Source organism: Terribacillus saccharophilus, from assembly GCF_046592895.1.
Lineage (GTDB): Bacteria > Bacillota > Bacilli > Bacillales > Amphibacillaceae > Terribacillus > Terribacillus saccharophilus_D.
In genome coordinates, this window is the sequence record NZ_JAWVPU010000002.1 from 747,708 (window position 1) to 760,147 (window position 12,440).

At 46.5% G+C, this 12,440-nt stretch carries 12 protein-coding genes; all 12 read right to left on the reverse strand.

Going from position 1 to position 12,440, the window contains the following annotated elements; translation table 11 throughout:
• Positions 1-45: 45 nt before the first annotated feature.
• The 12 genes from SFC66_RS09560 to SFC66_RS09615 all read right to left on the reverse strand — a co-directional run bounded on the left by SFC66_RS09560 (position 46) and on the right by SFC66_RS09615 (position 12,439).
• Positions 46-843, reverse strand: a complete 798-nt coding sequence (locus tag SFC66_RS09560; protein WP_411218455.1) for a TIGR00282 family metallophosphoesterase — start codon at positions 841-843, stop codon at positions 46-48.
• A gap of 76 nt (positions 844-919) precedes the next feature.
• Entirely contained in the window at positions 920-2,482 is a 1,563-nt protein-coding gene (rny, locus tag SFC66_RS09565; protein ID WP_411218456.1) for a ribonuclease Y, read from the reverse strand.
• A 219-nt stretch (positions 2,483-2,701) separates the two neighbouring features.
• On the reverse strand, positions 2,702-3,745 hold the full coding sequence (recA, locus tag SFC66_RS09570) for a recombinase RecA (protein ID WP_411218457.1): 1,044 nt from the start codon (positions 3,743-3,745) through the stop codon (positions 2,702-2,704).
• Between the two features lie 169 nt (positions 3,746-3,914).
• On the reverse strand, positions 3,915-5,159 hold the full coding sequence (locus SFC66_RS09575; protein WP_411218458.1) for a competence/damage-inducible protein A: 1,245 nt from the start codon (positions 5,157-5,159) through the stop codon (positions 3,915-3,917).
• A 1-nt stretch (position 5,160) separates the two neighbouring features.
• On the reverse strand, positions 5,161-5,739 hold the full coding sequence (gene pgsA / locus SFC66_RS09580; protein WP_411218459.1) for a CDP-diacylglycerol--glycerol-3-phosphate 3-phosphatidyltransferase: 579 nt from the start codon (positions 5,737-5,739) through the stop codon (positions 5,161-5,163).
• A 75-nt stretch (positions 5,740-5,814) separates the two neighbouring features.
• Positions 5,815-6,750 carry a helix-turn-helix domain-containing protein gene (locus SFC66_RS09585; protein WP_411218460.1) on the reverse strand — a complete coding sequence of 312 codons (936 nt, stop codon included), beginning with the start codon at positions 6,748-6,750 and terminating at the stop codon, positions 5,815-5,817.
• 30 nt (positions 6,751-6,780) lie between these two features.
• Positions 6,781-7,536, reverse strand: coding sequence for a DUF3388 domain-containing protein (locus SFC66_RS09590; protein ID WP_411218461.1), 756 nt, complete (start codon positions 7,534-7,536; stop codon positions 6,781-6,783).
• Between the two features lie 160 nt (positions 7,537-7,696).
• Entirely contained in the window at positions 7,697-7,957 is a 261-nt protein-coding gene (locus tag SFC66_RS09595; RefSeq protein ID WP_411218462.1) for a DUF3243 domain-containing protein, read from the reverse strand.
• Between the two features lie 79 nt (positions 7,958-8,036).
• Positions 8,037-8,750: an elongation factor P 5-aminopentanone reductase gene (gene ymfI / locus SFC66_RS09600; protein WP_411218463.1), complete on the reverse strand. Its 714-nt coding sequence runs from the start codon at positions 8,748-8,750 to the stop codon at positions 8,037-8,039.
• Between the two features lie 2 nt (positions 8,751-8,752).
• Positions 8,753-10,042, reverse strand: coding sequence for an EF-P 5-aminopentanol modification-associated protein YfmH (yfmH, locus tag SFC66_RS09605; RefSeq protein WP_411218464.1), 1,290 nt, complete (start codon positions 10,040-10,042; stop codon positions 8,753-8,755).
• Positions 10,035-11,321 carry an EF-P 5-aminopentanol modification-associated protein YfmF gene (gene yfmF / locus SFC66_RS09610; protein ID WP_411218465.1) on the reverse strand — a complete coding sequence of 429 codons (1,287 nt, stop codon included), beginning with the start codon at positions 11,319-11,321 and terminating at the stop codon, positions 10,035-10,037. Before yfmF ends, yfmH begins: the two co-directional genes overlap by 8 nt.
• A 164-nt stretch (positions 11,322-11,485) precedes the next feature.
• Entirely contained in the window at positions 11,486-12,439 is a 954-nt protein-coding gene (locus SFC66_RS09615; protein ID WP_411218466.1) for an ABC transporter permease, read from the reverse strand.
• Between the last annotated feature and the right edge of the window lies 1 nt (position 12,440).

The following is a 12,440-nucleotide window of genomic DNA, read 5'->3' on the forward strand; positions in this document are numbered from 1 at the left end:
GGTTCATGCTGTAAACAAAGACCTAGTGGAGGAGCAGCAAAGATCTCAATCCATATACGGGTGGTCATCGTTGATCAGGATGCGTTTGATGGAGGAAGCTTTCCCCGTTTGCGGATCCAGATCGATTACTACTCCATTTAATTGTGTTTTACCCTTTTTTGGTACTTCAAAACGTACTGGCAGTCCAGTAAGAAATCTTTTGATGACTGCTTCTCGTTCCATACCAAGAATCGCCTCATAAGGTCCCGTCATGCCAGCATCCGAAATATATGCCGTACCAGATGGCAATATACGTTCATCAGCTGTCTGCGTATGTGTATGCGTTCCTACAACTGCGCTGACTCGGCCGTCGACATACCAGCCAAAAGCCTGCTTCTCACTTGTTGCTTCTCCATGGAAATCGATGAAGATCAAGTTCGTCCGTTTACGTGCTTCCTCGATCAATCGATCGACTGCCCGGAACGGATCATCTGCCGGCATCATGAAAGTACGAGCCAATAAGTTGATGATGGCCACTTCTTGTTTATTCACTTTTACATAAATGATTCCCGAACCCGGTGTTTCCGGCGGCAGGTTTGCCGGCCGCACAAGGTATTTGGCGTCATCGATGAATTCGAAGATATCTCGCTTATCCCACGTATGGTTGCCCATCGTGACGGCTTGTGCTCCCCATTCCAGGAATTGCTTGTAAATTCGTTCATTGATACCTTTTCCATCTGCGCTGTTCTCGCCATTGATGATTGTCAGCTGCGGCTGATAACGCTGTTTCAGACGAGGCAAATATTCCTGTACCATTTGACGTCCCGGTTCACCGACAACATCTCCGATAAATAATAACTTCATAATCAAATCCCTTTCTCACTCTCAACTTGTAGTAGATATAGTTTAACATTAAAAAAAGCGGCACAGGGCCGCTTTCTTATTTTGCATATTCAACTGCACGTGTTTCCCGGATGACCGTGACCTTGATATGGCCAGGGTAATCGAGTTCACTTTCAATGCGTTTCCGAATATCGCGTGCGACTTTGATGGATTCCAAGTCGTCGATCTCATCCGGTTTGACCATGATACGGATCTCGCGTCCAGCCTGAATGGCGAAGGATTTCTCCACGCCCTGGAAGGACTCTGAAATCTCTTCCAGTTTTTCAAGACGTTTAATATAATTCTCCAGTGTCTCGCTTCTCGCTCCCGGACGGGCTGCAGAAAGCGCATCGGCTGCTGCAACGAGCACTGCAATGATCGATGTCGCTTCTTCATCCCCGTGGTGGGACGCGATGCTGTTGATGACGACTGGATGCTCTTTATATTTGATTGCGAGCTCTTTCCCGATTTCAACGTGGCTGCCTTCAACTTCGTGGTCGATCGCCTTACCGATATCATGCAGTAAACCTGCACGTTTGGCCAAAGTGACATCTTCGCCAAGCTCGGCTGCAAGCAATCCGGATAGGTATGCTACCTCGGTGGAATGCTTCAAGACGTTTTGACCGTAACTTGTGCGATACTTCAGTCTTCCCAATATCTTCACAAGATCCGGATGCAAACCATGTACTCCCACTTCGAAAGTCGTCTCTTCACCTGTTTCACGAATATACTCGTCGACTTCCCTTCTGGATTTCTCCACCATTTCCTCGATTCGGGCTGGGTGGATACGTCCATCCTGGACAAGCTTCTCCAGAGCAATCCGTGCGATTTCACGACGGACAGGATCGAATCCGGACAGGATGACCGCTTCAGGTGTATCATCAATAATCAGATCAATTCCCGTAAGCGTCTCTAACGTTCGAATGTTACGACCTTCCCGTCCAATGATGCGTCCTTTCATCTCGTCGTTCGGCAAGTTCACGACTGATACTGTCGTTTCTGCAACATGATCGGCAGCACAGCGCTGAAGTGCAAGGGAAAGAATGCCTTTCGCTTTCTTATCGGCCTCTTCTTTGGCACGATGTTCCGCATCTTTGATCATGACAGCTGCATCGAATGCTACTTCTTTCTCGACTTTGTCCAGCACGATTTGACGTGCTTCATCGGACGTGTAGCCGGAAATCCGCTCCAATTCGAGCTGCTGTTCTTTCACCAAGACTTCCACTTTGCTTTCCAATTCTTCAATTTGTTGTTGTTTTTCAGCTAATGATTGTTCCTTTTTCTCTAACGTAATTTCACGCTTATCAAGCGTATCGCTTTTACGGTCCAGATTTTCTTCTTTCTGCATCAGGCGGTTTTCCTGCTTTTGCAATTCCAGACGGCGCTCACGCAATTCCTGCTCCGTCTGCTGACGCAGCTGGAAGTTCTCATCCTTCGCTTCCAGAAGGGCTTCTTTCTTAGCCGTTTCCGCATTGCGATGGCCTTCTTCTACTATTTGCTTCGCCAAACCCTCCGCACTGGAGATCTTTTTCTCAGCAATAGATTTGCGAACAAGATAACCAACAACACCACCGACGATTAGAGCAAGCAAAATGGAGATGATCAGGTAAATTAGTTCCATGATTTCACCTCCCCTGCTATGAAATTGTACAAACATGTCTGTCGGCATGCTCAATGTTTTTCATGAAAAAAACTATGGTAAGCTTAAAGAAGTATAATAAGATAGAAAATTATACAACTTAATTTTAATCCTGTGTTCGCATGTTGTCAAGAAAACATGGAAAGTACTAGCAGATTGCGTTATGTAAAAAGCCTCCGGTTGGAACCGAAGGCCAAAGTCTTACATATCCAATGTTTCTTGTTCTTCTGCCTGCGCATCTTCCGGAAGCTTTTTATCAGCATCAAGATTATAGTGATCGCGTACAGTCATTTGAATCGTTGTAGCAATTTCCGGGTTTTCTTTCAGGAACTGCTTCGCATTTTCACGGCCTTGACCAAGACGCTCTTCATTATAAGAATACCAAGCTCCGCTTTTCTGAACGATATCCAAGTCGCTCGCGATATCGATGAGTTCCCCTTCTCTGGAGATACCTTCGCCGTACATGATATCCACTTCTGCCTGTTTGAAAGGCGGCGCCACTTTGTTTTTCACAACTTTGATCCTTGTTTTGTTACCGACCATATCATTGCCTTGCTTCAATGTTTCTGCGCGGCGTACTTCCAAACGTACAGAAGAATAGAATTTCAGTGCGCGTCCGCCCGGCGTTGTTTCCGGGTTACCGAACATGACACCGACTTTTTCACGGATCTGGTTGATGAAGATTGCAGTCGTTTTGGACTTGTTGATCGCCCCGGATAGTTTACGAAGTGCCTGGGACATCAAACGAGCCTGCAAACCAACGTGGGAGTCACCCATTTCCCCTTCGATCTCCGCTTTTGGAACCAATGCAGCTACGGAGTCGATGACCACGATGTCAACTGCTCCACTGCGCACAAGTGCCTCTGCGATTTCCAACGCCTGTTCCCCTGTATCAGGCTGGGAAAGCAAAAGTTCATCGATATTCACACCAAGTTTCTGTGCATAAACAGGGTCAAGCGCATGCTCGGCATCAATGAAGGCTGCTTGTCCGCCATTGCGCTGCGCTTCTGCGATTGCGTGCAGGGCTACAGTCGTTTTACCTGAAGATTCCGGACCATAGATCTCGATGACACGGCCTTTCGGGTATCCACCTACTCCAAGTGCGATATCAAGGGCAAGGGAACCACTGGAAACAGTGGAAACCTTCTGTTCTGCTCTTTCGCCCAATTTCATGACAGAACCTTTACCAAACTGTTTCTCTATTTGTCTCAAAGCCATATCAAGGGCTTGTTTACGATCACTCAAATGTATTTCCTCCTTTGGATTATCTATTTCTATTTTAACTTGTTTTTTGAGATTTAACAAGCAAAAAGCGAATAAATGTTCCCTTTTTTTATTTCTGCAGAACATGCCTAAAATGACTGTTCATACTGGCAAAAAGAACATTTATCCGCTTTGAACGCTGCTCAAAATATCATTTTAAATAATGGAAAAGCATATCGAAGGCTTTCTTGACCGCCTGGGCCCGTACACCTTGACGCGAGCTCCTGATGGACAGCTCGGTCGTCCGTGTTTGTTTGCCTTTTTCATGCAAGCTGATGAAAACAGTTCCTGGTTCCTTCCCTTCCGAACCATCCGGCCCGGCAACGCCGGTGAAACTGATACCGATATCAGCACCTGTGAGCCGAGCAGCATTTTCAGCCATCTCGATGGCACATCGCTCACTCACCGTGCCTTCGTTTTGGATCGTTTCTTCCTTCACACCAAGCACATGCTGTTTCATGCTCGGTGCATAAGTGACGAAACTGCCAAGAAAGACTTCAGAAGCACCATTCAGTGATACAAGTGCATCCGCGAATAGTCCGCCTGTCAGGCTTTCGGCGCTTGCTATCGTGAAATTCCGTTTTTTCAGCAGCTCGAACACTTGCTGCTGCACGGATGTTTCATCATAGCCATAAAAATATTCACCAACACGCTCCATCACTTTCTCTTCCACAACATCGATCAGCCGGTCGGCTTCTTCCTTTGTTTCCGCACGGGCCGTAAGCCGCACTGCAACTTCCCCTTCAGAAGCATATGTGGCGATGGTCGGGTTTTCCTGCACTTGAATCAAATCAAGCAAATCCGTTTCCAGCTGCGATTCACCGATGCCGATGAAGTGAAGCAGGCGGGATTGCAAGACGGATTGAAGCTGGAATCTTTCACGCACTTGGGGCATGACATGATCAGACATGATCTGCTTCATTTCCCGCGGGACACCCGGCATGAAAGCCCAAAGCGTGCCGTCATGCTCGACAAGCATCCCCGGCGCCATGCCGACAGTATTTTCGAGCACTTTCGCCCCCTCGAATACGCGGGCTTGTTTGTGGTTATTGGGAGACATTTGACGTCCCCGTTTTTCAAAGAACGCTTTGATATGATCCATGGAGTCTTTATCTTCCTGCATCTCAAGACCAGACACAAGCTGGAAAGCTTCCCTTGTCAGATCATCCTCCGTCGGGCCGAGCCCTCCTGTCACGAGTACCAAATCCGCATCCCGCTGAGCCTTTTCAAAGGAAGACTTCACCCGGCCGAGGTTATCACCAACGACATGATGATAAAACACATTGATTCCATGATCAGCCAGCTGTTTGGAAATGTATTGTGCATTCGTGTTGTTGATTTGACCAATGAGGATCTCTGTTCCTACAGCTATCACTTCTGCATTGATTTGCTTCATTTTACTTCGACTCCTTCATGACACTCCAGTTTCTAACAAAATAGTCGACTCCGGACACAATCGTCAGGATCAGTGCAAGATACAGGCAAATCGTGGCAAACGGGAATCCAAGATATGAAAATGGCCAGTTGTGCAGCAGCAACGCGCTGATGGCAACAATCTGCACTGCCGTTTTCTGCTTGCCCATTTTACCTGCAGCCATCACAAGACCTGCACCTGCAGCGACAAGTCTCAGACCTGTAACAGCAAACTCACGGCTGATGATGATGATCACGATCCAAGCCGGCGCTAATTCCAATTGTACCAGTAAAATGAGCGCAGCTGAAACAAGTAGCTTATCCGCAAGCGGATCAAGGAATTTACCAAGATTCGTCACTAAATTGTATTTTCGGGCATAGTAACCATCGACCCAGTCCGTGCATGATGCAATGATGAAAAGGATCGCACCTGCCAAATGATTGACCGGGAGCGTTGCATCACCGATATCGAGTGTTCCCCAATCAAAAGGTACAGCCAGCAAGATGATGAAAATTGGAATCAGAAAGATTCGTGATAACGTGATTCTATTAGGTATATTCATGTCTTCCTCCTATGTATGTGCAGTGGAACAAAAGTTAAACCCTTTCCATTAACGTAAAGGGTTTAACTTGTACCATTATTTCTTGATATTGACCGTGATGGTCTGGACATCATTATCGATCGGGAATGTCAATTCCTGACCGTTGATCTCCAATTTAGTTGCTCTTGCAAAACCTGTTCGGATGGAGACAGTCTCCAAATCGCTCACGTCCTGTTCAACTGGTTCGCTTCCAGCTGAAATCGTACCAGTGTACACGCTGCCAGCATTATTGCCGTCACCTACCTGAAGCCACGCATCTCCATCTTCAGCTGCCAGTGTCAATATCACATCATCTCCAGCATTCTCCAATGTATACGTCGTCACAGGGTTGCTGGCAGTTCCTTCTTCATCGACAGAAAGGCTAGGCTCAGCTTGTTCTTCCTCTTCTTGCTTTGCCTTCTCTTCTTCAGCAGCATCATTTGCTTGTTCCTCTGATTCAGCAGATTGATCTGCTGTATCTTCCTTACCAGCTTGATCATTTGTCTGGTCGTTTTCAGGTGAGTTAACCTGATCTTGACTTTGCTGCTGTGTGGAATTATCTTCGTTGTTATCATTGGATCCGCCAGCGTAAAAGAAGACGACGACCACAATGGCAGCCAGTACGATCAGACCGATGATGATTGAAGATAAGTATGGAATACCTTTTCTTTCCCGCCGGGGCGGCCTGTCATTCTCCTGCGCGCGGCTGCGTTCCTGACGTGATGGAGCCTCGCTTTTCTCTTCTTTGACAGGAGGAACAGCTGCTTCTGATTTCTGCTCTTTCAGCTCGAGCACTTCATCCGGATCAAGACCGACCGTCTGTGCGTATTCTTTGATGAAAGCACGTGTGTAGAACTCCCCTGGCATGACGCTGTGATTGTTCTCTTCGATCGCTTTCAAATAACGCTTTTGAATTTTGGTGCGCTGTTGTACATCTTCCAATGTCATTCCCTTGGATTCCCTTGCTTCCCGGAGCTTTGCACCAATGTCCATCAATACCACCATCCATCTTTAGAAAATTACTTAAATCTGCCTAAATTCCGGTTCATAGATGATTTGTTCACCATCATGATTCCGAAGTTCAATAATATAATCGAAGTCATCCAATGTAAACTCCGTATCACGGATGAATATATCTGGATGCTCAATTACCTTTGCTACAGGGAGGCGCATCACTTCGCGTACAAGCTCCCAATGACGCTCACTCGCACGGCTGGTCGACACGATGCCGTCAATGATGAAAAGGTTGTCCTCATTATATTCATCTTGCAGCAGCTGGTTCCTGGCCGTTTGCTTCAAGAGGGTGCTGGAGACGAATAGCCAGCGTTTGTTGGCGCTGACACTTGCAGCGACGATCGATTCTGTCTTTCCGACACGCGGCATCCCTCTTATCCCTATTACCTTTGAGCCTTCCTGTTTAAACAATTCTGCCATGAAATCGACCAGAAGTCCGATTTCACTGCGGACAAAACGGAATGTTTTCTTATCGTCCACGTCACGGTGGATATATCTGCCATGCCGCACAGCAAGCCGATCCCGAAGCTTCGGCTCCCTTGACTTCGTGATATGTACATGTTCCATCGTCCGCAAAATGGAATGCAGACGGATGATCTGCAGCTCTTTTTGGGCGGATAAAAGCATGCCGCGCCGCTGATTTTCCACACCATTGATCGTTATGATGTTGATGGATAACATACCGAGCAAAGAGGAGATATCCCCAAGCAATCCTGGTCGGTCATGCTGTATTTCATATTCCAAATACCATTCCAATGTTTCCATAGAAAAGCCCCTTTACAGGAAATAGCGTCTAATAACGAAACCTATCCTTACTATAAAGGAAAACAGTGGATTAGAAAAGCCATAACAGGCTTGATGGGGAACTATAAAGAAAACCTGCTTCTTAAAAAGAAGCAGGCTTGAATGAAGTTGGCTGACCTACTCAGCGAGTATGGCCATTGTCTTGGACAAGCTTTACCATGATGTTGGCAATAGCTTGCTTTTCATCCTTGGAAGCAACAGTCCATAGATCACGAAGAATTTTTTCTTCCGTATTCTTTGCATCCACTTTCGTCGCAAGATAATCACCGATCTCATAAGCAATACCAGAGACAGTATCATTTTCCATCCCTTTGTTTTGCGCCTGATGCAGACGATCACCTAGGAAGTCTTTCCAAGAATCAAAATTATCAAGAACTGACATGGTGTATTCCTCCTTCATTAGCTTGCAGTTTAGCTTTTGACAGAAGGAGCTTCCTTATACACAAAATAAGAACTTAATTTTACCAGCCACCATTGACTTGCATGCTATGTCCGTTCACATAGGAGGCTCTATCGCTGAGCAGGAAACTCACTGCATCAGCCACTTCGCTCACCTTTCCGAATCGGTCCATCGGAATGTCATCGGCGACATGCTGCTTTTCAAGCTCAGTCAGGTGATTGTTCATGCTGGTTTCAATCGCACCTGGTGTCACTGCATTGACACGGATACCACTTGGGCCAACTTCTTTGGCCAATCCTTTGATAAAGCCGATTTGAGCTGCTTTGACGCTTGAATACGCCACCTCGAAGCTCGCTCCCCTTTCGCCCCAGATGGACGAAACGAGGACGATCGCTCCAGATCGGCGGGAAACCATGGATGGCAGGATATGCTGACTTATCCGCCAAGGCGCTTTCACATGGACTGCAAGCAAATCATCCATGTCACGATTCGTCATATCCTGGAACATACCATAATGCGCCATCCCGCCTGCATAAACCAATTGATCGATCGGGAATGACAGAAATCGAAGAAGTTCAGACAAGCCTTCATCCGTCGTCAAATCCGCCTGTATGGTCCCGAGCACGCTTTCGGGGATGTCGCGGCACAGCGTCTCCATCGCTTGTTGATTCTGATTATAATGCAGCAAAAGCTGATGTCCTTCGCTGGCAAGCTGACGGGCGCAAGCAGAGCCGATAGCCCCGCTTGCGCCCGTGATGAAGATGATTTTCCTCATACTCAAGCCTCTTGCGGCAAGATCTGACAGACTGCCAGCCGATTTTCGCTGAACCACTCTTTCAGGAATTCATTGGCATCAGCAGCCGTCAATTTTTCGATTGCAGGCACGATGTCGAACAAATCCACCCCTGCAAGATGATATTGGATGAAACGATTGGAGACAAACTCCAAGCTGTTCAATGCTCTGAGCATCTGGCCGATCGTTTTCTTCTTCATACGTTCCATTTCATCTTCCGTGACAGTATGATCTTTCATTTTCTGCAGCATGCCTTTGACTGTATCTGCAAATTTGTCTGGATCCTTCGTATTGCCGCCGATGATGGAAAAACCGAAGTTCTTCTCCAGGCTGGTCTCAAATCCGAAGCTGTCATCAATCAGGTCATCTTTGTAGAGTTCTTCGTAATAGACACCGCTCTTGGAGAAATAATAATCCAGCATCATATCGGTGAGCAGTTCTTGTTTAAGATAAGCTTCCGGTGAAGCATAGTCAGTCGTTTCCTTGACGCCTACCATGCATTTTGACACGCTGACCGGCATACGTACGATTTTTTTCTTTTCGGCTACAGTAGCCGGTTCTTCCGGGAAGAAGCGCTCGATTTCCGCAGGCGGAGCGAATGTTTTCTCTTCCTGATTTGTACGGATAAGATCCATTATCTTCTCATGATCGATATTACCCGTGACGAATAATGTCATATTGGATGGATGATAAAACGTGTTATAGCACGTGTACAGATCTTCCTTGGTGATTTCCTGGATGGATTCCACTGTACCGGCAATATCGATACGGACAGGATGTGACTGGAACAGACTTTGGATCGTGCCAAAAAATGAGCGCCAATCCGGCTGGTCATCATACATGCGGATTTCTTGGGCGATGATGCCTTTTTCCTTTTCCACCGACTTATCCGAGAAATATGGATCTTGTACGAAGTCAAGCAGCGTTGTTACGTTTTCTTCAATATGGGAAGTGGCAGAAAACAAGTAAGCTGTCTGTGTGAAGGAAGTGAACGCATTCGCCGATGCACCTTGTTTCGTGAAATCCTGGAATACATCCCGATCTTCCTTTTCAAAAAGCTTGTGCTCCAAAAAATGCGCGATGCCTTCTGGTACTGTGATTTTTTCCTTCCCGTCGAGTGGGACGAAAGTCTGGTCAATCGATCCGTAGTTCGTAGAAAAGATAGCATATGTTTTCGCCATTTCCGATTTTGGCTGCAGGAATACCTTCAGACCGTTCGGCAGCGTTTCACTGTATACTGATTCCTGTAATTGTTCGTATTGCTTCTTATGCATCCTTGTCAGCTCCCTTGTTCGTCAGCAAATAAACGGTATCCAACTGGACTTTTTCCGCAACTTGCAGTACATCGTCCTTGGTAACTTGTTTGATTGCCTCGAGCATTTGCTCGATTGGTATATTTTTTTGCCCTACGACTTGCTGGTACAATGTTTCGATGTGACCAGCCGGATTGTCGATTGTTTCGAGGATTTGGCTGACGATCAGATCCTTCACTTCTTCGACTTCGTTATCCTCGAATTCGGCTGCCTGCATGGACGCAAGCTGGGCGTCGATGATTTCCTTCGCTTTCTCATAATCTTTTGGATCGATGCCGGAGAAAACAAATAACAAACCTTTATGGCTTTCAAAACGTGAAGCTGCGTAATAAGCTAGGCTGTGTTTCTCCCTGACATTGCGGAATAGTTTTGAACTTGGAAAACCGCCGAATAAGCCGTTGAATACTTGCAGTGCTGCATAATCCGAATCATTATAGCGGATATTCGTCCGGTAGCCTAAGTGAAGCTTGGCTTGCTGTACATCTTGTCTTTCCACCACTTCCTGGACTTTATCAGCTGTTCGCTGCTCGGAAGCCGCTTTTTCTTCGACTGGTGTGACGTCCCTATCAAGGAAAGGCTGCACTGCCTTTTCAGCAAGTTCCCGCTCCACGTCTCCGAGAATGTAAATATCCATCTTGTCTTGTTTAAGCAACAGTTCATAAGATTGAAGCAATTTTTTGCCATCCATCTGATCCAAGTCTTCTTCATAGCCATGCACATGCAGGCTGTAAGTTTCGTCCTTGCACATTTCATCGATCAGACGCATATTCGCATAGCTCATCTTATCGTCTTTCAAGGCTGTCATCTTTTGTCTCAGCGTTTGAATTTCACGTGTGACAATGGACTCGGCAAAAGCATCGTTTTCCAATTTCGGCTGGAATAGAATTTCGCGCAGCAAATCAACTGCTTTTTCGAATAATGGTGTTTTGTCACTCAAATAATTCTCATTTGCTACATCAAGACGAAGTGTGATGATGTGTTTTTCCCCTTTTTTCGTACCTGATATGGACAGTATGGCACCATACAAGTCATCAAGTTTGATGCGCAGGGCGCGAGCATCGGGCAGATTGGTTGTCCCCTGCTGCAGCACATATGGAAGCAGCGCCCTTGCCGTGATCGTTTCACGTTCAAGCGGGGCCTGCAGCTTCACCGCGATGCTGATTGTCTTATATTTCTTCGTTGGGATCAGATGCAGCGTCGCACCTTTGCCCGTGATGATTTGTTCAGTTGCGATTTTCATGTGGAACCTCCCTGGCTTCTGTTATGTATAGCTTCTCTAGTTTTGCTTATATATATCCGACAATCTCCGCTATGATTACCATATTAATGAAAAATCGACTGGAAGTAAACGAAACAGATTGCATAAAAAGACCCGAAGCTTCCATGAGCTTCGGGTCTTTCGTCTTAGCGGCTTCCTTTTACGTATGGGACGCCGCTTGCTTTTGGTGCGACCGAACGTCCGATGAATCCTGCCAAAGCAAGGATTGTCAGCACATAAGGTGCAATCAGCAAGTATACTTGCGGTACATTTTCAAGCAATGGGATCGAGGATCCGACAACACTCAATGATTGAGCAAAACCGAAGAACAAAGCTGCTCCCATTGCACCAAGCGGATTCCACTTACCGAAGATGACTGCCGCAATTGCCATGAACCCTTGTCCTGCAATCGTGGAAACAGAGAAGTTCAAGGATATCGTCATGGCGAATACAGCACCCCCGAGACCGGCAAGAGCCCCGGAAATGATAACGCCGATATATCTTGTCGTATATACTTTGATACCATTCGTATCGGCTGCCATCGGATGTTCCCCGACGGCACGGATCCGCAAACCAAATGGCGTTTTATATAGTACGTACCATGCAACGAACGACAGTGCAATGGCGATGTAAGACGTGATATACATATTATTGAAAAACATATTGCCAATCACCGGGATATCAACCAAGAATGGTACATCTTTCGTATAAATCGGTTGCGCGATGAAATCAGTCTGGCCTTTCCCGAAAATCTGTTTGATCATGAAAACCCCAAAACCAAGTGCGAGCATGTTGATTGCCACCCCTGTGACTGTCTGGTCGGCACGGAATGTAATCGTAGCAACGGCGTGTATCAACGAAAACAGCATACCCGCAACCATGGCAACGAGCAATGCAATCCATGGCGTGGCTGTATCCAATTGATCGGCATACATCAAGTTGAAAGTTACCGAGGAGAAAGCCCCGATGACCATCAATCCTTCCAAACCGATATTGACGACACCCGAACGCTCACTATAGACACCGCCTAGAGCGGTGAAAATTAGAGGAGCGGCAAAGAACAGTGTTTGCGGAATAATGGAATAAAGAATATCCAGCATT